Annotated in this window: 20 protein-coding genes; 10 read left to right on the top strand and 10 right to left on the bottom strand. The window is 63.6% G+C overall.

What is annotated here, in order from left to right; genetic code table 11:
- Positions 1-85: 85 nt before the first annotated feature.
- The 5 genes from EJ070_RS22475 to EJ070_RS22450 all read left to right on the top strand — a co-directional run bounded on the left by EJ070_RS22475 (position 86) and on the right by EJ070_RS22450 (position 8,033).
- The gene (locus tag EJ070_RS22475; protein ID WP_126093311.1) at positions 86-1,663 is read left to right on the top strand and encodes a trimethylamine methyltransferase family protein; all 1,578 of its coding nucleotides are present in this window, start codon (positions 86-88) and stop codon (positions 1,661-1,663) included.
- A 363-nt stretch (positions 1,664-2,026) separates the two neighbouring features.
- Positions 2,027-2,512, top strand: a complete 486-nt coding sequence (locus EJ070_RS22465) for a DUF559 domain-containing protein (protein WP_126095861.1) — start codon at positions 2,027-2,029, stop codon at positions 2,510-2,512.
- Positions 2,509-5,079: an FAD-dependent oxidoreductase gene (locus EJ070_RS22460; RefSeq protein ID WP_126093310.1), complete on the top strand. Its 2,571-nt coding sequence runs from the start codon at positions 2,509-2,511 to the stop codon at positions 5,077-5,079. The genes EJ070_RS22465 and EJ070_RS22460 overlap by 4 nt, the downstream gene beginning before the upstream one ends.
- Positions 5,080-5,160: 81 nt before the next feature.
- On the top strand, positions 5,161-6,672 hold the full coding sequence (locus tag EJ070_RS22455; protein ID WP_126093309.1) for a glycosyltransferase family 39 protein: 1,512 nt from the start codon (positions 5,161-5,163) through the stop codon (positions 6,670-6,672).
- Between the two features lie 14 nt (positions 6,673-6,686).
- Entirely contained in the window at positions 6,687-8,033 is a 1,347-nt protein-coding gene (locus EJ070_RS22450) for a Xaa-Pro peptidase family protein (protein WP_126093308.1), read from the top strand.
- A gap of 110 nt (positions 8,034-8,143) precedes the next feature.
- Here EJ070_RS22450 and EJ070_RS22445 read toward each other — a convergent pair whose 3' ends face one another.
- Both EJ070_RS22445 and EJ070_RS22440 read right to left on the bottom strand, forming a co-directional pair.
- On the bottom strand, positions 8,144-8,944 hold the full coding sequence (locus EJ070_RS22445; protein ID WP_126093307.1) for a PhnD/SsuA/transferrin family substrate-binding protein: 801 nt from the start codon (positions 8,942-8,944) through the stop codon (positions 8,144-8,146).
- Positions 8,945-9,021: 77 nt separating this feature from the next.
- Positions 9,022-10,032, bottom strand: a complete 1,011-nt coding sequence (locus EJ070_RS22440) for a fatty acid desaturase (protein WP_126093306.1) — start codon at positions 10,030-10,032, stop codon at positions 9,022-9,024.
- 228 nt (positions 10,033-10,260) lie between these two features.
- Between EJ070_RS22440 and EJ070_RS22435 the strand changes: the two genes are divergently transcribed.
- Both EJ070_RS22435 and bmt read left to right on the top strand, forming a co-directional pair.
- Positions 10,261-11,118 carry a helix-turn-helix transcriptional regulator gene (locus EJ070_RS22435; protein WP_126093305.1) on the top strand — a complete coding sequence of 286 codons (858 nt, stop codon included), beginning with the start codon at positions 10,261-10,263 and terminating at the stop codon, positions 11,116-11,118.
- Between the two features lie 118 nt (positions 11,119-11,236).
- Positions 11,237-12,259, top strand: a complete 1,023-nt coding sequence (bmt, locus tag EJ070_RS22430; RefSeq protein WP_189350683.1) for a betaine--homocysteine S-methyltransferase — start codon at positions 11,237-11,239, stop codon at positions 12,257-12,259.
- Positions 12,260-12,272: 13 nt separating this feature from the next.
- On the opposite strand, the gene EJ070_RS22425 is transcribed toward bmt, so the two are convergent.
- The 4 genes from EJ070_RS22425 to EJ070_RS22410 form a co-directional block, all read right to left on the bottom strand.
- Positions 12,273-12,551, bottom strand: coding sequence for a hypothetical protein (locus tag EJ070_RS22425; protein WP_126093303.1), 279 nt, complete (start codon positions 12,549-12,551; stop codon positions 12,273-12,275).
- 142 nt (positions 12,552-12,693) lie between these two features.
- The gene (locus EJ070_RS22420) at positions 12,694-14,826 is read right to left on the bottom strand and encodes a VWA domain-containing protein (protein ID WP_126093302.1); all 2,133 of its coding nucleotides are present in this window, start codon (positions 14,824-14,826) and stop codon (positions 12,694-12,696) included.
- 2 nt (positions 14,827-14,828) lie between these two features.
- Entirely contained in the window at positions 14,829-15,392 is a 564-nt protein-coding gene (locus tag EJ070_RS22415) for an RNA polymerase sigma factor (protein WP_126093301.1), read from the bottom strand.
- 138 nt (positions 15,393-15,530) lie between these two features.
- A complete protein-coding gene (locus EJ070_RS22410) occupies positions 15,531-16,262 on the bottom strand; it encodes a dienelactone hydrolase family protein (RefSeq protein WP_126093300.1) in 732 nt (243 codons plus the stop codon).
- A gap of 48 nt (positions 16,263-16,310) precedes the next feature.
- Between EJ070_RS22410 and EJ070_RS22405 the strand changes: the two genes are divergently transcribed.
- Positions 16,311-16,745: a hypothetical protein gene (locus EJ070_RS22405; RefSeq protein WP_126093299.1), complete on the top strand. Its 435-nt coding sequence runs from the start codon at positions 16,311-16,313 to the stop codon at positions 16,743-16,745.
- 50 nt (positions 16,746-16,795) lie between these two features.
- Here the strand turns inward: EJ070_RS22405 and EJ070_RS22400 are convergent, their stop codons facing one another.
- A complete protein-coding gene (locus EJ070_RS22400; protein ID WP_126093298.1) occupies positions 16,796-17,482 on the bottom strand; it encodes a 4Fe-4S dicluster domain-containing protein in 687 nt (228 codons plus the stop codon).
- Between the two features lie 89 nt (positions 17,483-17,571).
- Positions 17,572-19,146 carry a trimethylamine methyltransferase family protein gene (locus EJ070_RS22395; RefSeq protein WP_126093297.1) on the bottom strand — a complete coding sequence of 525 codons (1,575 nt, stop codon included), beginning with the start codon at positions 19,144-19,146 and terminating at the stop codon, positions 17,572-17,574.
- A gap of 272 nt (positions 19,147-19,418) precedes the next feature.
- On the opposite strand from EJ070_RS22395, the gene EJ070_RS22385 reads away from it, so the two are divergent.
- A complete protein-coding gene (locus EJ070_RS22385; RefSeq protein WP_040969813.1) occupies positions 19,419-20,117 on the top strand; it encodes a B12-binding domain-containing protein in 699 nt (232 codons plus the stop codon).
- A gap of 87 nt (positions 20,118-20,204) precedes the next feature.
- Here EJ070_RS22385 and EJ070_RS22380 read toward each other — a convergent pair whose 3' ends face one another.
- Positions 20,205-20,339, bottom strand: a complete 135-nt coding sequence (locus EJ070_RS22380) for an entericidin A/B family lipoprotein (protein ID WP_036258641.1) — start codon at positions 20,337-20,339, stop codon at positions 20,205-20,207.
- Between the two features lie 51 nt (positions 20,340-20,390).
- Here EJ070_RS22380 and EJ070_RS22375 point away from each other — a divergent pair, with 51 nt between their 5' ends.
- Entirely contained in the window at positions 20,391-21,020 is a 630-nt protein-coding gene (locus EJ070_RS22375; RefSeq protein ID WP_126093296.1) for a DUF1638 domain-containing protein, read from the top strand.
- A 6-nt stretch (positions 21,021-21,026) separates the two neighbouring features.
- Here the strand turns inward: EJ070_RS22375 and EJ070_RS22370 are convergent, their stop codons facing one another.
- Positions 21,027-21,941: an NAD(P)-dependent oxidoreductase gene (locus EJ070_RS22370; protein ID WP_126093295.1), complete on the bottom strand. Its 915-nt coding sequence runs from the start codon at positions 21,939-21,941 to the stop codon at positions 21,027-21,029.
- Between the last annotated feature and the right edge of the window lie 87 nt (positions 21,942-22,028).

Here is a 22,028-nt window from a genome sequence, read left to right as displayed (position 1 = left end):
TCGCCCTAGTGGTCGCCGCCTCCTTACCGGCGCCATTGCCGGCGGTCCATTATGCCGGCCACTTTCGCATCCCATGAGGCTTCTTATGACTGCCGCTCTTCATCCCGCCGAACCGGCATTGGCAACCGATCGCGCCCGCCGCGGCGGCCGTGCGGGAAAGCGCGCCGGCGGATCGGCCGCCTTCGAGCAGCCTGCTTTCCGTCAGTTGAAGAACCCACTGACGCCGACGAAGTTCGTCTCCGACGACGAATTGGAATCGATCCACCTCGCATCGCTGCGTGTCTTGAAGGAAATCGGCGTCGACGTGCTGCACGAGGAAGCCCGCCGCATCATGAAGGCGCATGGCGCAGATGTCCGCGAGGGCAGCGAGCGCGTACGCTTCGACAGCGACATGATCCTTGAGCTTGTCTCGCACTGCCCGTCGGAATTCACGCTCCATGCCCGCAATCCGGCGCATAATCTGCGCTTCGGCGGCAACAACGTCATCCTTTCGATGATGGCTTCGGCGCCCAATTGCTCCGACCTCGATCGCGGCCGGCGGCCCGGCAACCAGGCGGATTACCGCAACTTCCTGCGCCTGGCGCAGATGCACAACATCCTGCAGTGCACCGGCGGCTATCCGGTCGAGCCGATCGACATCCATCCCTCGATCCGGCACCTCGAATGCATCCGCGACCTCGCCACGCTGACCGACAAGGTCTTCCACATCTACTCGCTCGGCAAGGAGCGCAATGTCGACGGCATCGAAATCGCCCGCATCGCCCGCGGCGTCAGCCACGAGCAGCTGATGGAGGAACCGTCGGTCTTCACCATCATCAACACCAATTCGCCGCTCAAGCTCGACGTGCCGATGATGGAAGGCATCATCCAGATGGCGAGCAAGGGGCAGGCCGTCATCGTCACGCCCTTCACGCTCTCCGGCGCCATGGCGCCTGTCACCATCGCCGGTGCGCTGGTGCAGCAGAACGCCGAGGCGCTCTCCGGCATCGCCTTCGCGCAGATGGTGAAGAAGGGCGCGCCGGTCGGCTATGGCGGCTTCACCTCCAACGTCGACATGAAGTCCGGCGCGCCGGCCTTCGGCACACCCGAATACATGAAGGCGCAACTCGTCGGCGGCCAGCTTGCCCGCCGTTATCAAATTCCCTATCGCACCTCCAACACCTGCGCCGCCAACACGGTCGACGCCCAGGCGGCCTATGAGAGCGTCTTCTCGCTCTGGGGCGCCATCCAGGGCGGCGGCAATCTGATGATGCACGGCGCCGGCTGGCTGGAAGGCGGCCTGCGCTGCTCCTATGAAAAGACCATCCTCGACATCGATCTCCTGCAGATGGTGGCCGAGTTCCTGACCCCGCTCGACCTCTCCGAGGATGCCCTCGGCTTCGACGCCATCCAGTCGGTCGGTCCGGGCGGCCATTTCTTCGGCACCCAGCATACCCAGGAACGCTACAAGACCGCCTTCTACTCGCCGATCGTCTCCGACTGGCGCAATTTCGAGACTTGGGCCGAGGCCGGCTCGCCGACGGCGCTGGAGCGGACCAACAAGGTCTGGAAGGAGCGCCTTGCCGCCTACGAGGAGCCGTATATGGACCCGGCCATCCGCGAAGAGCTCAACGACTTCGTCGAGAAGCGCCGCGCCGAAGGCGGCGCGCCGACGGATTTTTGATCATCAATGTCATTGATGAACAGTCGACCCCCACTCCGTCGAGCTTCGCTCGCCACCTCTCCGCCGATCGACGGAAGAAAGGAAAGGCGCGAGCCTTTGCCGGGAGGCGCCCTTCCTCTCCCTCCGGAGGGGGGAGAGGTGGCGCTGCGAAGCAGCGACGGAGTGGGGGAAGCCGTTCGTGAAACGCGAAGTCGCCGCAAAGCGGGCGCGACCCAGCAAGCAGGAAATCAAGCGGATTTGGTGCACGGTCGACCCCCACTCCGTCGAGCTTCGCTCGACACCTCTCCCCCGATCGACGGGGGAGAGGAAAGGTGCGAGGCGATTCCAGCTGGCTCCTTTCCTCTCCCTCCGGAGGGGGGAGAGGTGGCGCCGCGAAGCGGCGACGGAGTGGGGGAAGCCGCTGATCAAACCCGCAGTCGGCGAAAACCCGGGACAACCCTGCGGGCACGAAAGCTCAGACAGACAGGCAATCAGGCCGAAGCATTGCTTTGGCTCGAACTGAAGGGTCGCAAGCTCGGCGGCTACCGCTTCACGCGCCAGTTTTCCATCGGCCCCTATTTCGCCGACTTCGCTTGCCGCGAGCGTTGGCTTGTCGTTGAGGTCGATGGGCACCAACACGCCGACAGTTCATATGACCGTCGCCGTGACGACTTCATGCGCGCGCAAGGCTATTCGGTCCTGCGTCTTTGGAACCATGACGTTCTGAAACATCGTGCTTCCGTCTGTGAAACCATCCTCGCCGCGCTTGACGGCAGGCTGGCCGAAGACATCGCCGTGTCCGATCTCCGCTTTGTTTTCACATCCCCCTCACTCGATTCAGTCTCTGCAAAAACGGACCTATCTGTATGAAATCCCACGTAAAAGCGGTTGTCATTGGTGGCGGCGTCGTCGGCTGCTCGGTGCTCTACCACCTCGCCAAGGCCGGCTGGACCGACATCATGCTGATCGAGCGTTCGGAGCTGACCTCCGGCTCGTCCTGGCACGCGGCGGGCGGCTTCCATACGCTGAACGGCGACCCGAACGTCGCCAAGCTGCAGGCCTATACGGTCCAGCTCTACAAGGAGATCGAGGAGCTTTCCGGCCAGTCCTGCTCGCTGCACCTCACCGGCGGCGTGATGATGGCCGATACGCCGGAGCGCATGGACTTCCTGCGGCTCGCCCATGCCAAGGGTCGCTATCTCGGCATGGACACCGAGCTGATCACGCCTTCGGAAGCGAAGGCGATGTTCCCGCTGATGGACGAGAAGAACTTCGTCGGCGCCATGTGGGATCCGGTCGAGGGCCATCTCGATCCCTCGGGCACGACGATTGCCTACTCCAAGGCGGCGAAAAAACTCGGCGCCGAGATCGTGCTGCGCAACCGCGTCGTCGAGCTGACGCAGGAAGTCGACGGCACCTGGAACGTCGTCACCGAACAGGGCACGGTCCACGCCGAGCATGTCGTCAATTGCGGCGGCCTGTGGGCGCGCGAGATCGGCCGCATGGTCGGCGTCGAGCTTCCGGTGCTGGCGATGGAGCACATGTACCTGCTTACCGAGCCGATGCCGGAGGTCGAGGAATTCAACAAGTCGACCGGCCGCGAGATGATCGGCGTGCTCGACTTCAAGGGCGAGATCTACACTCGCCAGGAGCGCAACGGCATCCTGCTCGGCACCTATGAGAAGGCCTGCAAGCCGTGGTCGCCGGTGAACACGCCCTGGGATTTCGGCCATGAATTGCTGCAGCCCGACATCGATCGTATCGCGCCGTCGCTGGAAATCGGCTTCAAGCATTTCCCCGGCATCGAGAAGGCCGGCATCAAGCAGATCATCAACGGCCCCTTCACCTTCGCGCTCGACGGCAATCCGCTGGTCGGCCCGGTGCAGGGTCTGACCAATTTCTGGTGCGCCTGCGCCGTGATGGCCGGCTTCAGCCAGGGCGGCGGCGTCGGCCTCGCTCTGTCCAACTGGATGGTGCATGGCGATCCGGGCTTCGATGTCTGGGGCATGGACGTCGCGCGCTTCGGCGAATGGGCGAGCCTGCGCTACACCAACGCCAAGGTGCGCGAGAATTACTCACGCCGCTTCTCGATCCGCTTCCCGAACGAGGAACTGCCCGCCGCTAGGCCCGCGCAGACGACGCCGCTCTACGACACCATGCTCGCCAACAACGCGGTCATGGGCGACTCATGGGGCCTGGAGACCCCGCTCTGGTTCGCGCCGAAGGGCACCGAGCCGAAGGACATCGTTTCCTTCCATCGTTCGAACGATTTCGGTCCGATCGGCGAGGAGGTGCGCGCCACGCGCGAGAAGGTCGGCGTCACCGAGATCGCCAACTTCGCCAAATACGAGGTCTCGGGGCCGGGTGCTGAGGATTTTCTCAATCGGCTGATGACCAACCGCATGCCGAAGGTAGGCCGCATCGTGCTGACCCCTATGGTCAACGAATTCGGCAAGCTGATCGGCGACTTCACCATCGCCAAGACCGGTGAGGACCGCTTCATGATCTGGGGCTCGTCGGCGGCGCAGAAATATCACATGCGCTGGTTCGAAAAGCACCTGCCGAAGGATGGGGCGGTCCGCATCCACCGCTTCGACCAGACGCTTGTCGGCCTGTCGATCGCCGGGCCGAAATCCCGCGACCTGTTGCAGAAGCTTGTCGATGTCGACGTCTCGACCAAGGCCTTCCGTTTCATGGACTTCCGCGAGATGGCGGTCGGCGGCGCGCCCTGCATGGTCAACCGCATCACCTATACCGGCGACCTCGGCTACGAGATCTGGATGGCGCCGGCCTATCAGCGCCTCGTCTATCACGCGATCAAGGAAGCCGGCGAGGAATTCGGCCTCGTCGATTTCGGCATGCGCGCGCTGCTGTCGATGCGCCTGGAGAAGAACTTTCCGACCTGGTTCCGCGAACTGCGCCCGATCTACGGTCCCTTCGAAGGCTCGATGGACCGCTTCATCAAGCTGGAGAAGAACGACTTCATCGGCCGCGAGGCTTCCGCCAAGGAGCAGGCGCAAGGGCCGAAGCTGCGCCGCGTCTCCTTCATCGTCGATGCTGCGGATGCCGACGTGATGGGCGACGAGCCGATCTGGGCCAAGGTCGGCAAGGACTACGGCACGGTGGAAAAGCCGCATGGCTATGGCGCGCCGCGCTTCGACACGACGGGCAAGGAAGTGCGCGGCTCCAAGGCCGCCGAGGGCGCTTCGGCCGTGCGCGGCATCGTAGATGGCGAGTGGCGCGTCGTCGGCTGGGTGACGTCGGGCGGCTATGCGCATTATGTGCAGAAGTCGATGGCGCAGGGCTATGTTCCGGCGGCCCTCGCGGAAGACGAAAGCGCCGGCCTGTTCGAAATCGAGATCCTCGGGCACCGCCGCCCGGCCCGCATCAATGTCGAGCCGCCCTTCGACCCGAGCGGCGAAAAGATGCGCACATAAGGGCCATTCCCGCTTTCGGATCGCGTTGGTGGCCGGCTATAACAACCGGCCACCGGCGCATCAGATGAGAAGACGACCCCTTTGCGGCAGCTAGAGAAATGGACCGACTGGCTCTGCGATGAACGAGCCGGCCCTTTCAGCGCCGCGATCGCCTTTGCGCTCATATACTGCCTTGTCCAGATCGCGGCGATGACGCTCTTGTCCCACTTCGTGGGCACCGGCGTCGGCGTCGACGACGCCGAACAGTTGATGGCGATGCAGTTCCTCACGGCCGGCTATGGCAGCTCGCAGCCACCCTTATACACTTGGCTCGGCATTCTCACCGCGTCTTTGGTCGGAACCAACATCCTCGCGCTCAAGATCGTCAAATACGCCCTGCTGGCCGGCGGATTGGCCGCCTGCTTCGCCGCGGTGCGCCGCGTCGGCTACTCGAACCGCGCCGCCGCCGCCGCCATGTTCGGCCTGCTGCTTTTTCCGCAGATCGTGTGGGAGATGCAGCATGCCCTCACCCACTCCGCCGCGATTTTTTGCTTTTCGTCGCTGCTGCTCCTGGCGGTGGTCGAGCTGCAGAAGCGGCGGTCGACAGCCGCCTATGTGCTGCTCGGCCTGGCGGCTGCTGCGGCAATGCTGTCGAAATACAATATGGTGATCTTTCTAGCCGCGCTGTTCCTTGCGGCGCTGTCGCTTCGCGAGACGCGTGAGGCGATCTTCGACCGTCGTTTCCTGATCAGCGTGGTTGTGGCCATCCTTGCCTGCCTGCCGACATTTTATTGGAGCCTCACGCATCTGGGAGACCTGCTGGCGCACGGCGAGGGTTTTGGCATCGGCGAGGGCGGCAGCGCGGCAAAGACGTTGTCTCGCGGCATCCTTGGCTTGGGTAAGGCTATTTTGAACTTCGCCGGGCTGCCGATCTCGGTCTTTGCCGTCGCGTTCTTCCTGGCGCGCAAGAAATCCGCACCATCGCCCGAGACGGCATCGTGGCCGGAAAAGCTGGTCTGGCGAGCGATTGCCTTCGCCTTGTTGATCACGCTCGTGGTGGTGCTCGCAGGAGGGATCACCCAGTTTCGCGATCGCTGGATGCTTCCCGTGTTCGTGCTTCTGCCGGCTGCCCTGGCCATGCGCCTCGACGCCATGGGGGAAAGAGGCAGAAAGACGCAAGCCACGATCGTCTTCGTCGGCGCCGTGATCGCCATCCTGGTGATGCCGGTAAGCTGGTACATGCACGTCCATGGTGGCGACAACCGCGGCAGCATCGTACGGATGGACTATGCTTCGCTCCATCGTCAGCTGACGGCCGACGGGCCGGTCGGCACAGTGGTCTCGAGCTGGTTCTGGATCGGCAATCTCCGCCTGGTCGATCCCGATCTCGTCGTGCTCGACGACGAGATCCCCGATTTCGCCAAGTCGATCCGCGAGCCTGCTATGCTTGTCCTAGCGGACGACGAAGAGCCTGCTTCGGTCATTTTCGACAGGATCACCAAGGCCGGCTATGTGATGGACACCCTCCATCGGCGTATCGTGGTGCCGCAGCTCTCCGGAGGCTTGCCACGCCAGGTGACCATAACGAGATTGCACAAGATGACGACGCAATAGCGTCGGGGAACCGCATGGACAAACTACGCTTCGGCCGCCACCGCAAGATCATGCCGTTCGAACCGGGCTCGGTCGAAGCGCTGCGCGAAGCTTCCCGCGACAAGGCTGCCGCGCTGAACCAGCACGTGCTGGGCTACGGCGCGATAGCCGAAGCCGAATGGGCGGCGGCAGGCATCGCCGCTCCCGACTTGCCGGCCATGCGGCAATACCGGCTCGAGCGTATCCGCACCGAGCTCAAGCGCCGCGGCCATGCCGGCGCACTCCTCTACGACCCGGTCAACATCCGCTACGCGACCGATTCGACCAACATGCAGCCCTGGGTCGCGCACAACCCGACCCGCCACTGTTTCGTCGCCACCGAAGGCCCGGTGGTGCTGTTCGACTATTTCTCCTGCGAGCACCTGTCCGACCATGCCGGCGTCGTCGACGAGGTGCGGCCGGCAGTGTCGTGGATGTATCTCTATAGCGGCGAGTTGACCGATCGGAAGGTCCGCCGCTGGGCCGCCGGCATCGCCGAGCTCGTTGCCGAGCACGGTGGCGGCAACCGGCGCATCGCCATCGACCACATCAATGCGGAAGGTGTCGAGGAGCTTGCCCGCCGGGGCATCACGGTCGGCAATGGCGAGGCGGTGATGGAGAATGCGCGCCTGATAAAGTCGCCTGACGAGATCCTTGCCATGCGCCGCGCCATCGTCGCCTGCGAGGCGGCGATGGGCGAGATGCAAGCGGCGCTGAAGCCGGGCATTTCCGAGAACGAGCTGTGGGCGGAACTGCATCGCGGCAACATCGCGCGCGGCGGCGAATGGATCGAGACGCGGCTTCTGTCGTCCGGCCCGCGCACCAATCCCTGGTTCCAGGAATGCTCGTCGCGCATCGTCGAGGACGGCGACCTCGTCGCCTTCGACACCGACCTCATCGGCCCTTACGGCTTCTGCGCCGACCTCTCGCGCACCTGGCTCTGCGGCAACGGCAGGCCGTCGAACGAGCAGCGCGACCTGTTCCGCATTTCCGCCGACCAGATCGCCCATAACACCGACCTGATGCGGCCGGGCATCTCCTTCCGCGATCTCGTCGAGCGTTCGGCGGTCCCGCCCGGAGACTGTTTCCCGACGCGCTACGGCGTGCTCTATCACGGCGTCGGACTGGCTGACGAATACCCGACCTTGCCGCATGCCAGCGATTGGACTGACGACACGCCCGACGGCGTGCTTGAGCCGGGCATGGTGCTGTGTGTGGAAAGCTATATCGGCCGGCTGGGCGGGCACGAAGGCGTCAAGATCGAGGATCAGATCCTGATCACCGAAACCGGCAATGAAAAGCTTTCGGCCTATCCGCTGGACGAGCGACTGCTCGGCGGTTGAGCCGTATTAAAGCATGTCTCCTGAAAGTGGCAACCGGTTTCGGGACAAAGACATGCGTAAAATCGGAAACGTAAAGCGCACAGAGCAAATCTGAAAGATCGCGACGCGCTTTAGCCGACCGAGGCGACAGCCTCGCGCATGGACGCAATGACATCCGCCGGCGTTGTGCTTGCGGTGATGAAAGGCAAGCCCTTCCGCCTTGTCGTCCAGCCGACGACCTTCACACGCCGCGCCGCCGGTTCGAAACGCTGCGCCAATGCCCAGCTCTGGCAATCGATGGCGGCGATATCGGCCCGGCCCTCGGCTACGGCGACGATCGACGACCGGTGGCCGCCGCTTTCACTGCGCGATGCGAAGATGTCGAGACTTTCGCCGATCGCCTCCAGGTCATGCGTCAGCCCCAGCAGCCCGGACATCGAATCCGGGTTGTTGAAAATGAAGCGCTTGCCGCGCATGAGATCGATGGGAATGACGGCCTTGCCATCCTCGGGCGAGGCAACCGACGGCCCGCCTTCGCCAAGCATCACCAGCGCGCTGGAATAGAGCTCGCCCTGCCCGCCCTCGAAAGCATCATAGTTAGGCTGGGCAATCACTTGCACGTGCTCGGCCAGGCCGAGTTCCATCGGCCCCCAGCAGGTCTGCCCGAAAAGCAGCGCCGGGCTCAGCCAAAGCTGGTGAAAATCGAACTCGTCCGGGGGCAATGTCGCCGGGTCGGGTGCAATCAGCTTTCCGGCGCCGTCGCGGATGCCGCCCGGCACCGGCGGCAGGTCGCGGTTGCTGCGCGCCATTATCTCCGGCGCATCGATGCCCCTCTGCCGGAAGGCATCGCGGAGCCGCATCCATTGCGCGTCGATTTCGCCACGCACCTCGGGCCAGTCATACATCGGCAAGGCCGCAACCAACTTACTCATGACGAAAAGCTTTCAAAAACAGGCGGCCCATCGGCGCCTGCGGCCCGCGGCGGAAAAGCGGTCGCGGAAACTCGCGATCACTCCTTGGGCGGCTCCGCCGGCACCGGAGCCGTTCCAAGGCCGCTCACATTGCGCGCCCTGATGCGCGGCTTGAAGGCGCGGCCGGGTTCCGGCGCGCGGCGCAGCACCGGATGCACCACCGGCTCCTTGGCCTTGAAGGCAAAGGATTTGAGCAACGCGAAATAATTCGGATAGACATAGCCGTTGTTCATCCGCAGCCATTCCTCGCGGCGATCGCGAAACATCTTCGGCAGTCTGTACCAGGCGACCGTCGGGCTCTTGTGGTGCACCAGATGCAGGTTGTTGTTAAGGAACAGGAACGACAGCGGCGACCGCTCGACGATGATCGTGCGGCCCTCCGGGTGCTCCGACCACTGATGCTCGGCATAGGTGCGGACGGAGATCAGCGACTGGCCAAGCCAAACCGGCACCAGAATGTAGAGCCAGAGCGGGATGCCGAAGCCGAACGTCACGATCGGCACCACGACGGCAACGCCGATGGCATGCAGCAGCCAGGCCCTGCGGATCACCTTGTCGCCGGCGGCCATTTGCCTGGCGTCATCGATGAAGAAGCCGATCGACGACAGCCACGGGCCGAGAATGAAGCGGCCGATCATGGTGTTGTTGAGCTTGAGCAGGAACTTCATCGCCGGCGGCAGTTCCTCATGCATCCAAAGCGCCTTGTAGTAGCTTTCCGGATCGTCCAGCGGATCGGTCAGCCGCTCGTCGGCATGATGGCGAAGATGGATCGTTTTGAAGCGGCGGAACGGCCAGACAAAGCCGATCGGAAGAAAGATGAAGGCTTCGTTGATCCTGGCGTTGCGGGTCGGGTGACCATGCGAAACTTCGTGCATGAGCGAGGATTGCAGGGCCAATATGAAGCCCAGGGCGACGAGGGCAACCAGCGGATGGGTCGGCCAGAGCAGGAAGCCGGTGGCGAGCCAGGCGCCATAGCAGAAGAGTGTGAGGAATACGGTCGGCCATTCCACGGCCGGTGTGCTGCTGCGTCTCTTGTTCATGCCAGTCATGCTATCGACCACTGCCCTCCAGTCGCCGGAACCAGTTTGATTCCTGACAACATTGTGTCAGGAGCCCGCGGTTGCATCAACGCGACAAAGCGCACAAACTGTTGCGAATGCGCATTTTTGGCTGCATATGTTATACATTGTAAACAGAATTGGGGATTCATTTACGCCTGAGCCGCGATCAGATCGGCCACGGCGCAAATTTTTCCTCCCTGGTACAGGAGCAGCATGATGGACAAGCGGGATCTGTCGACGATCTTTCGGGAACGTCTGAAATTGCTCTTGACACGCTCGGATCTGAACCAGTCGGCCTTCGCGACCGCCGTCGGCATCGACCGTTCGGCGCTCTCGCAACTGCTATCCGGGGCCTCGACCCGCCTGCCCCGTGCCGAGACGCTTCTCAACATCGCCGCAGAATTCAAGGTGTCGCTCGACTGGCTGTTGGGGCTCAGCCAGGATGAAGGCGTCACCGGCGAGATCCGCGAGAGCCTGGAGATCGAGGAGGCGCCCGACGGCTTCGACCGCACGCTGCTCGCCAAATGGCACGCCGAGGCGGCCGGGACGAAGATCCGCTATGTGCCGGCCGGCATTCCCGACCTGCTGCGCACCGAGGCGCTGGTCGAATACGAGGCCGGCATCACCAACAAGAGCCGCGAGGCGCAGGCCGGCGAAACGCAATACCGCATCGACTACACCAGGCGGCCCGAAACCGACATGGAAGTCTGCATGCCGCGCCATACGCTGGAGATATTCGCGCGCGGCCTGGGTGTCTGGGACCGTTTCCCGGAAACCGAGCGCCGCAGGCAATTGCTGCACATGGCAACCTTGCTGGATGACCTTTACCCGACCTTCCGGCTGTTCCTCTATGACGGCCGCATGCGCTATTCGATCCCCTACACGATCTTCGGACCCTATCGCGCCGCGATCTATGTCGGCGACATGTACCTGGTGCTCAATGCCACCCAGCCGGTCCGCACCTTGACCAGCCATTTCGACAACCTGATCCGCGCCGCCGACGTCAACGCGCATGAGGCGGCAAGCTTCACGCAGAAGCTGGCCGGCATGTCCTTCCCATCAGGCTCTGTCTGAACGCCGGCATTCTCGTGTGGCGCGCCAAGGCGGACACTCTCTCTGCCGCAAATTCATTGACTAGATATAAAGACTTCTTTATATCCTTATCCGAATTCCGAACATGAAAGCCAAAGCGATGACCGCGACCAATCCGATCGAAGCACTGATTGCTGAAAAGGGCGTGCTGCTGGCCGATGGCGCGACCGGCACCAATCTGTTCGCGATGGGCCTCGAGGCTGGCGAAGCGCCCGAGCTGCTCAATGAGACAGCGCCCGAAACCATCGTCAGCCTGCACCAGAATTTCGTCGATGCCGGCGCCGACATCATCCTGACCAATTCCTTCGGCGGCACCCGCCACCGGCTGAAGCTGCATCATGCGCAGGACCGTGTTTACGAGCTTAACAAGCGCGCCGCCGAGATCGCCCGTTCCGTCGCCGACAGGGCAGGCCGCAAGGTGATCGTCGCCGGCTCCGTCGGTCCGACGGGGGAGCTGCTGGTGCCGCTCGGCGCCATGACCTACGAAGATGCCGTCGATGCCTTTGCCGAGCAGATCGAAGGCCTCAAGGCCGGCGGCGCCGAAGTCGCCTGGATCGAGACCATGTCGGCGCCGGACGAGATCCGCGCCGCGGCGGAAGCCGCGATCCGCGTCGGCCTGCCCTATACCTACACCGGTTCCTTCGACACCGCCGGCCGCACCATGATGGGGCTGTTGCCGAAGGACATCCATGGCGTCGCCGACGGTCTGTCGCAGGCCCCGCTCGGCGTCGGCGCCAATTGCGGCGTCGGCGCGGCCGACATCCTGGCCTCGCTGCTCGACATGACCGAGGCGAAACCGGAGGCCACCGTGATCGTCAAGGGCAATTGCGGCATTCCGGAATTCCGCGGCAGCGAGATCCACTATTCCGGCACGCCCGAGTTGATGGCCGACTATGTCAGGCTGGCCGTCGATGCCGGCGCAAAAATCGTCGGCGGCTGCTGCGGCACCTCGTTCGCTCATCTTGCCGCCATGCGCAAGGCGCTCGACGCTCACACCAAGTCATCGCGCCCGACCGTCGAGACGATCGTCGAGCGCATCGGCCCGATGCGCAACAAGCTTGCTTCGGCCGGTTCGGCCGAGGCCGGCGAAGGCCGCCGCGAGCGGCGGCGCAGCCGCGCCTGAAAACCGCCCTGCTTCAGTCGCTGTTTTCGGCGTAGCGCGACAGCGCCGTATTGAGGTCGGTAGCGGCGCCGCCTCCGCTGTCGACACCCATCGTCATCAAGGCGCTGGACGCGCGCGGGTCGCTGATCTGCTCCAGCATCACGCGGAAGCGGTCGTTGTTCAGCGCGGAGAGCGCCGTGTTGCGGGCTGCGTCGACATCGCTTCTGATGCGCGAGGATTCCGCCGACGGGCCGGATGGTTCTCGAGCCTGGAGGTTGCCCGCCGCCGATGTGACGTTCCCGGTAATATGCAATTCCAGCCCCTCGAAGTCCTCTATCAGCTTTGACTAACAGAATCTCATTGCGACGAGGTTCCGGAAAAGCCGCGCAATTTAACGATCGGCGCGAAGGCCGGCGGGGTGTTTCTCTGCCGGCGTTCCCGATCTTCACGACACCCTATTTGTTACCCCCCAGTGACGACGCCAGGCGCACCAGCGACAGGAATTCGGCTCTGTAGCCGAACGGATCGGCGCCGCGGGCGGCGTTGGCGATCTCCAGGATCCGGTCGTAGCCGAAATTCGCCGTCTGATCCTCGTCGCGCAGCTTCTGTCCGAAGGCGGCCACCGCGACAGAGAAGCGCTGGTCGCTTCCTGCCTCGTCGAAGGACGGCACCTCATTGGCCGCGGTCACCGGCGTGGTGATCAGCTTGGAGACGTCTTCGTTCGGCAGCTTGTAGCGGATCTTGACGAAGGCATATTCGTCCGCATTGGCAATGCCGCCATTGTCGACTTTCGCCTGGCCGTAGCGGAGCGGATCGACCTGTTCCGCGCCGCTGCCCTTGGGCGTGATCTCGTAGATCGCCGTCACCGAATGGCCGGAGCCGATCTCGCCGGCATCGACGCGGTCGTTGTTGAAGTCCTCGCGCTTCAAGGCGCGCGTCTCATAGCCGACCAGGCGGTATTCCGAGACCTTGGCCGGGTTGAACTCGACCTGGATCTTGACGTCCTTGGCGATGGTGAACAGCGTCGAGGATGCGTCCTCGACCAGCACCTTCTCGGCTTCGGCCAGCGTGTCGATATAGGCGGCCGTGCCGTTGCCGTTCTGGGCGATGGTCTGCATCATCTGGTCGTTCAGATTGCCGCGTCCAAAACCGAACACTGACAGGAAGACGCCGGTCTTGCGCTCCTTCTCGATCAGCTGCTTGAGGTCGTCGTCATCGGTCTGGCCGACATTGAAGTCGCCGTCGGTGGCGAGCATCACCCGGTTGATGCCGTCCTTGACGAAGGACTGCTCGGCAAGCTTGTAGGCCTCCCGGATGCCCGCCTCGCCGGCCGTCGAGCCGCCGGGCTCGAGATTGTCGATGGCCGAAAGGATCTTCTGCTTTTCCGCCGCCTTGGTCGGCATCAGCACCGTGCCGGCATTGCCGGCATAGGTGACGATCGAGACGGTGTCGTCGGCCTTGAGCTTGCTGACCAGCAGCCGGAAGGCTGATTTGAGCAGCGGCAGCTTGTCCGGCTCGTCCATCGAGCCCGACACGTCGATCAGGAACACCAGATTGGCCTTGGGCTGCTCGGCCGGCTTCAGGTCGAAGCCCTTGATGGCGACATGCATGAGCTTGGTGTGCTCGTTCCACGGCGTCGGCATGACGGTGACGGTCGAGTTGAACGGCGTCGCGGCCGAGTCCGGCCCCTTCCAGTCATAGGGGAAGTAGTTGATCATTTCCTCGACCCGGACCGTATCGGGGTCAGGCAGAGTGCCTTCTTTCAGCGAGCGCCGCACGAAGGAATAGGAGGCGGTGTCGACGTCGATCGAGAAGGTCGAGACCGGATCCTGCGCCGTTTCGTGCACCGGATTGGTCTTGAAGGTCTCGATACGGTCGCGGTTTTCCTCCTGCGGCTGCATCTGGTCGGCCGGCATCGGCGCGGGCTGCGCCATCAGCTTGGAATCGGCGACCGCGCCGGCAGGCGCCTGTGCGGACCGCATCGCGGCCACGGGCGGTTGAGCGTTCGCGCGTCCGCCGGACGCAAGTTGGCCGCTTTCTGCCGGCGCCGGAGCGGGCAACGCGTCGGGCGCCATCTCCTGCTTGACCAGGCTGTCGACTTCCGTGGCCGGCTTCGGTGCCGCCGGCGCGATCTGCGCCTCATCCTTGAGGCGATCCTCGCTATCGGCGTCGGTCTTCTTCTCCTTGGCGGGCACGGCCGCCAGCGGTTCGTTGGTCGCCAGCCCATTGCTCGCAGGCTTCTGCGCCACCGGCTTGTCGGCCACCGTCTCGGTCACCTTACCTTCGTTGCCGCCGATGACTGGTGGCTGCTCCCTCAACATCTCAAAAGCGGCATAGCCGGCGATAGGCAGCGCAACCAGCGCGGTGATGGCCGGCGTGGCAATGAGTTTCCGTTGCATGATCTCTCTCCAGAGCATTTGTGCTCGCTCCGTGAGACGAAGACCTGCAGATGTTCCTTGGGTGGCCGTCGAAATATTTTCCATGTCGAAGGCGCGCATCGCGGCAGCCAAAGCGCGAGTTTTCGCTTCGCCGTCGGGCGCTGGCACTGCGAGGTCGCGCAGCCTTTCGAGTTCGTTGTCGTCGACCATGGTCACACTTCCCCGACTGAACGCATGAGCACCTTCAGCCGTTTCTTCGCTTCATGGATGTGCCAGGAAACCGTCGTCTCCGAGATCGCCATCACCTCGGCCGCAGCCGCGTGATTGAGGCCTTCGCCGTAGACCAGCAGCACCGCGTCGCGCTGCTTGTCCGGCAGCATCCGCACCGCCGCCCACAGCGCCTCGGCCGGGTCCTGGCCTTCCGCCGAGCCCTCTCCCGAAATCAGTGCATAAGTGCCGTAAGCCTCGGTCTTGGCGGTGTCGCGCGCCCGCTTGCGCATCATGTCGCGCGCCGCGTTCAGCGTCATGGCGTAGAGCCAGGTCGTGAAAGCGCCGCTGCCCTGATAATCGCGGATCGCCCGGCCGAGCCGCACGCAGACGTCCTGGGCGATGTCCTCGGCGTCGGCCTTCCGGCCGCACCAGCGATAGGCGGCGCGATAGACGAAGCCATAGTGCCTTTCGAGCAGTTTGCCGAAAGCCCCCCTGTCTCCGCCCCTCGCCCGCCCGATCAGTTCGGCATCGGAGGCTTCGCTGTCGTCCAGCATCATCGCCGTCATTTGCCCGTTGGACGAAGGCTAATGGCGATTCCTTGGGGTTATGGAAGAATTTTTTGCGGCGCGACCTGCCTTCTCCCCGTGAACGGGAAGAAGGTGCCCGAAGGCGGATGAGGGCAGCACTGCCGGTGTAAGAGGCGCTCAGCCCAGTGTTTCGCCAAAGAATGTCGTCAGCCGCTTCCAGTGCCTCTCCGCGCCGGCCTCGTCATAGACACTGTGGTCCTTGATGCACCAGCCATGGCCGACACCGACATAGTTCTCGATGACGTGGTCGACTTCGGCCACCCTGAGCGCCTCCGCCAGCCGCGCCGACTGTTCCGGCGGGAAGCTGCGGTCGACGCCGGCGGTGCCGACATAGATGCGCGCCTTGATCGAGGCTGCCTTGCGGTATGGGCTGTCGGGCGCATCGCTTGCGAGATTGCCGCCGTGGAAGCTCGCCGCCGCGACGATGCGGTCGGGATAGGCCGCCGCCGCGTTAAGCGCCCGCGCGCCGCCCATGCAATAGCCGACGACGCCCACCGGCCCATTGATGCCTTGGGAGATGAGCGCGCCGAGGAAGGCAGCGCTGTCGCGAATTGTCATCTCCTGCGTGGTGCCGGTCACCAGCGCCATCAACTTGGTCTTGGTTTCCTCCACCGTGAAGGCGGTCTTGGCATCGAACGGACCGTAGGGTGCTTTGCGATAAAAGAGGTCAGGCACTAAGACTGCATAGCCCTGCCCGGCAAGCCGCTCCGCCACCTCATCGAGTGCCGGGCGCGGCCCGAACGCATCCATGTAGAGGATGACACCGGCGCCGGCCTTGGTGGATGGTCGGAAAAGGCTCGCTTTTGCCTTGCCGTCTCCGGTGGTGATTTCAATGTCGCGCTTCGCCATGGCCCGTTCCGTTTTTGATGCCGGGCGATACATATCCGTGTCGCAAGCATGGGCAAGTCGATGGCGGGTCGGTTGCGTTCACAAATGCGTATCGGGCTTGCCTTAGGCTTGCCCTGTCCGCAATGTCGGCAGCCTTGCCAGCCTGGGCTGGTCTGCGGCGAGCAGCACGTTTCAACTTGGCCGGAGGACGAAGCCCGTATGTGGCCGACGGCACTACTTGCTTTTCTCGTCGGTGTTTTCGGCGCCAATGGCGTCCCGCATTTCGTGAGCGGGATAACCGGCGGCTCCTATCCACGCGTCTTCGGCAACTCAGCTATCCCCAACGTGATCGCCGGCTGGGCAAGCTTCGTCGTGGCAACCCTCTTTGCATATCAGATCGACAGCGCAAACCATCCCGTTGTCACACTGGTCTCGGGTTTCATCGGGGCCCTGCTGATGGGGCTCTTTCATGCAGCAGGGCTGGCTTTCGGCCGGAAACCCTGAGATCTGACGGATCACGCACAGTCTGTGGAAGGTCTTGTCAGGTCGCGCAGTTAGCGTGCGAAGGCTGCCATATGAAAGGCTTGCACCTCGGGCGGATAGCGAAAGCTCGCGCCGTAGGGACAGGCGTTGCGGTCGAGGCAGCCGCCGCTCCGGCAGGGCTCACCGCGAGGGCCGCGCACATGGCCGAGGCAGGCATCATGGGCAAAGCCCTGCCCGGAATAGGCGTCGACCGGACAGGATTTCATGCAGGGTTTTTCGGCGCATGTGTCGCAAAGATGAATCGTTTTGTGAGGTTCAGGGAGGAAAATCTCGGCCGCGAACAGCAGCGCCCCGCGATAGGCATGCCAGAGCCCGTATTTGGGATGCATGAGGATACCGAGCGGCGAAGGCTTCAAGCCCTCCGCCCGCATCGCCCATTGCTGGAACGGCAGATAGGGCCGATCGGAGGGCGACACGGCGCGGGCATCGAATTCTTGCGCGACCGCGCCGATCACTTCGCGCGACCACGTGTCTAGGGGATTGGCGATGGGTTGCGATTGCCCCTCGAGCCAGCGCTGGAAATGCGGCCAGGGTGCCGCGCCCGCCTGCCCGACCAGGAGGACGGACTTGGCGGGCGCACCGGAAAGTCCGGCAGGCGCGGCTTCGTCGCTTGCGAAGCGGAAGCCACCGCGAGGGATCAGGCCATGGGCGGCAAGCGCGGCCGCGACCCCTTCAATCGTGCCGGGCGAAAAAATCATCCCTTCCGGTCCGGGTCGGAGAACGCGCTCCGCCAGACTTCCTTGTGAATGATGTTGGCGACTTTAGCCCCGCCTGACTCGGGCTCCTTTCAAGTGAAGGCGTCGGGCATCGAGCCCTTCTTCCTGGCGATGAAGTCCTTCAGCGCCTCGTCGATCGCCGGATCGAGATGGGGCGCCTCGTAGCTTTCCAGCCAGCGGCGGGCGAGCTCGTTGGCGCGCTGCGGCGCCGTCTTCTGGCCTTCGGCCAGCCACTGCTCATAGGAATTGTTATCGGCGACGTTGGAGCGGTAGAAGGCGGTCTGGAAATTCGCCTGGGTGTGGTCGCAGCCGAGATAATGGCTTCCCGGGCCGACCTGGCGGATGGCATCCATCGCCTGGCCGTTTTCCGACAGGTCGACACCTTCCGAAAACTTCTGCTGCATGCCGAGCTGGTCGATGTCCATCATGAACTTTTCGTAGCAGGAGGCGAGGCCGCCCTCGAGCCAGCCGGCCGAATGCAGCACGAAATTGGTGCCGGCAAGGATCGTCGAGTTCAGCGTGTTGGCGCTCTCATAGGCCGCCTGCGCATCGGGAATCTTGGAGGCGCAGAGCGAGCCGCCGGTGCGGAACGGCAGGCCGAGACGGCGGGCGAGCTGTGCGGCGCCATAGGAGACCAGCGACGGCTCCGGCGTGCCGAAGGTCGGCGCGCCCGACTGCATCGAGATGGACGAGGCGAAGGTACCGAACAGCACCGGCGCGCCGGGGCGGATGAGCTGCGTGAACGAGGCGCCGGCGAGCACCTCGGCCAGCACCTGCGTCAGCGTGCCGGCGACCGTCACCGGGCTCATCGCGCCGGCCAGGATGAAAGGCGTGACGATGCAGGCCTGGTTGTGGCGCGAGTAGACCTTCAGCGCCCCGAGCATGGTCTCGTCGAACACCATCGGCGAGTTGGCGTTGATCAGGCTGGTCAGCACCGTGTTGTTCTCGACGAAGTCGTCGCCGAACACGATCTTGGCCATGGCAACGGTGTCTTCCGCCCGCTCTGGCGCGGTGACCGAGCCCATGAACGGTTTGTCCGAATAGCGGATGTGCGAATAGACCATATCGAGATGCCGCTTGTTGACCGGCACGTCGACCGGCTCGCACACCGTGCCGCCCGAATGGTGGATCGACGGCGCCATATAGGCGAGCTTCACGAAATTCTGGAAATCCTCGAGCGTCGCGTAGCGGCGGTTGCCGTCGAGGTCGCGCACGAAGGGCGGGCCGTAGACCGGCGCGAACACCGTCGCATTGCCGCCGATCTGCACCGAGCGCTCGGGATTGCGCGCATGCTGGGTGTAGATGGAGGGCGCGGTCTTGAGCAGCGAGCGGCAGAGGCCTTTGGGGAAATGCACGCGCTCGCCCTTCACGTCGGCGCCAGCCTCTTTCCAGAGCGCGAGCGCCTCGGCGTCGTCGCGGAAAATGATGCCGATCTCTTCCAGCACCGTGTCGGTGTTCTTCTCGATCAGCGCCAGGCCTTCCTCGTCGAGGACCTCGTAGACGTTGATCTTGCGCTTGATGTAGGTGAGCTGCGTGCCCGGACCGCCGCCCGAACGGGCCGCCCGGCGTGCCGCCGCGCCGCCGCTGGCGCCGCGTCCGCGTCTTCCGCCCGACGCTTCCTGCTCCACTGACGCGTTATCGCTCATGATCGTTCTTCCTATGGATTTGGCCTGGATTGGCTCGCGGCCCTGTTTGTCGCCGCTTCTTGCCGGATCGTAGCCATGCACCCTATTCGAAACGGCCAGCCAGCGCCAACGCCTGTCGCAAAATCGACAAGAAAAGCGCCAACTTTTCAGTCGCTTTCCTTTTGCGGGAAGTCGCAAATCAGCTATGGCTACCTTGCCCTCGCGGGTTAGGTATTGGCGCATCGATTTTAGGCTGCAGCAAGCATTCCGAGCAGCAAGGAGCCCGAGAAAAAATGTCCGACGACGAGATCATCCTTTCCGAGCTTTCCGACGAGGAGCTCGTGCAGCAGATGCACGACGACCTCTATGACGGGCTGAAGGAAGAGATCGAGGAAGGCACCAACATCCTTCTCGAGCGCGGCTGGCAGCCCTACACGGTGCTCACTGAAGCGCTGGTCGAAGGCATGCGCATTGTCGGCGAGGATTTCCGCGACGGCATCCTATTCGTGCCGGAAGTGCTGCTGTCGGCCAACGCCATGAAGGCCGGCATGGCCATCCTGCGCCCGCTGCTCGCCGCCACCGGCGCGCCGAAGCAAGGCAAGATGGTGATCGGCACCGTCAAGGGCGACATCCACGACATCGGCAAGAACCTTGTCGGCATGATGATGGAAGGCGCCGGCTTCGACGTCATCGACCTCGGCATCAACAATGCGGTCGAGAAATATCTCGACGCGATCGAACAGCATCAGCCCGACATCATCGGCATGTCGGCGCTGCTCACCACCACCATGCCCTACATGAAGGTCGTCATCGACACGATGAAGGAAAAGGGCATCCGCGACGACTATGTCGTGCTGGTCGGCGGCGCGCCGCTCAACGAGGAATTCGGCAAGGCCGTCGGCGCCGACGCCTATTGCCGCGACGCGGCGGTGGCGGTCGAGACCGCCAAGGACTTCATGAAGCGCAAGCACAACGTCCGCGCTTCGGCCTGATCCCAAGGCACCCGGCATGGACCGACAAGAAAAGCCGCGCCTTGCAGCGCGGCTTTTTCGTTCCCAGATGATGAACGAGGCTGCCGATCAGTTGACCGTGTCTTTGACCGCCCTTGCCGTCGATTTGACATCCTTGCCGACGCCCCGAATGGTGTTGGCGCAGGCCGTAAGTGCAAGCGCGCAGGCAAGGATGGCCATCGGCGCGATGCGTAGCAGTTTCATGGACGGTGTCTCCTTCGACAGATATTAGCCCCGCAGCGAAAGCCGGCCGACTTGGTCAAAACGCAAAAAACGAAACCGAATCAAACAGACAGGCTGCTCGTCATCGCCTGCGGGATGATCGCGCGCGAAGTTTTGGCCGTCAAGCAACAGCTAAAGCTCGACCATCTCGAGCTGACCTGCCTGCCGGCCGAGTTCCACTTCTATCCGGACCGCATCGCACCGGCGATGGACAAGGCGATCGCGAAGGCCAAGGCGGACGGCTACAAGCACATCTTCGTCGGCTATGCCGACTGCGGCACCGGCGGCCTGCTCGACCGCGTGATCGAGAAGCATGGCGTGGAGCGCATGGCAGGCCCGCACTGCTTCGCCTTCTACCAGGGCATGAACGCCTATGCGAAGGTCGCCGACGACGACATGATGTCGTTCTACATGACCGACTTCCTCTGCCGCCAGTTCGATGCCTTCTTCATCAAGCCGCTCGGCCTCGACCGACACCCCGAACTGATCAAGGACTATTTCGGCAATTACGAGAAGCTGATCTATCTCGCCCAGACCGACGATCCGGAGCTGGACAAGGTTGCCGAGAAAGCCGCCGCCCTGCTCGGCCTCGCCTATGAGCGCCGCTCGACCGGCTATGGCGACCTGACCAATGAGTTGGCGCGGGCGGCCGCACACGCCTGACCGCCCTCACGCCTCCGCATCGAGCGCCGTCAGCACATCGGCAAAACTCGTCTTGCAGACGAAGCCGAGCCGTTGCCCTGCCCGCGACGGATCGTAGACGCGGTCGATCGACGAGAACATCGTCCAGCCTTTCCTCGCATAGAGCCTGGGATAGTCCGGGAAATAGCGCGCGACGACAGCCGGCGCATCGGCGATCAGCTCGGCGCAATCATCTGGCCGGAACGGCGTCGGCGCCGAGATGATGAAGATATCGAAGCCGAGGCTCGGCGCCTTCTCCAACGTCGCGACATGCGCCTCGGCCGCGTCCTCCACAGTCAGCCGCCGAAACAGCAGCTCGTTCGCCTTGGTGTTGGCGTCGGATTGCTCGATCGCATGCGCCATGTCGTCGGCTTCGGGAAAGAAGCGGGCCGTGCGCAGCACCACCACCGGCAACCCGTGCTGAAGGTGGTAGAGGCGGCAGAGATGCTCGGCCGAGAGTTTGCTCACGCCGTAGATGTTGCGAGGCTCGGGCGACATGTCTTCCGTCAGCCAGGCCGCCTTGCGCGCACCGCCCTGGAAGCCTTCGCGGATCGCCTGGGAAATCATCAGCGAAGTCGTGGAGGTGAAAACGAAACGCTGGACACCGGACGCCACCGCTGCGTCCAGCAGGTTGAGCGTGCCCTGCACATTCGTCGCGATGAAATCGGTATTCTGGTAGCGCTCGATGTCCGGCTTGTGCAGGGCACCACTATGGATGATGGCCTCTATGCCGTTCTCGCTGACTGTCCGCAGCACGAGATCGCGATCAGCGATCGAGCCAACTACCTGAGTCTCTGCCGACGGAACGGGGTCGAGACCGATCACCTCATGGCCAAGGCGGCGCAGGCGCGGCGCAAGCGCGCTGCCCAGCCAGCCGGACGATCCTGTGAGCAAGACACGCATCGATCACACCGTCATTTCCGCCGGCTGCTGTTAAGCATGGATGACAGCGGTGCGCGAACGGATAAGTTGTGCGCCAGACTGAGAAAC

Source organism: Mesorhizobium sp. M1E.F.Ca.ET.045.02.1.1, assembly GCF_003952485.1.
Taxonomy (GTDB): domain Bacteria; phylum Pseudomonadota; class Alphaproteobacteria; order Rhizobiales; family Rhizobiaceae; genus Mesorhizobium.
Note: the sequence above shows the minus strand (reverse complement) of the source record. Positions and strands in the feature narration are given on the sequence as shown.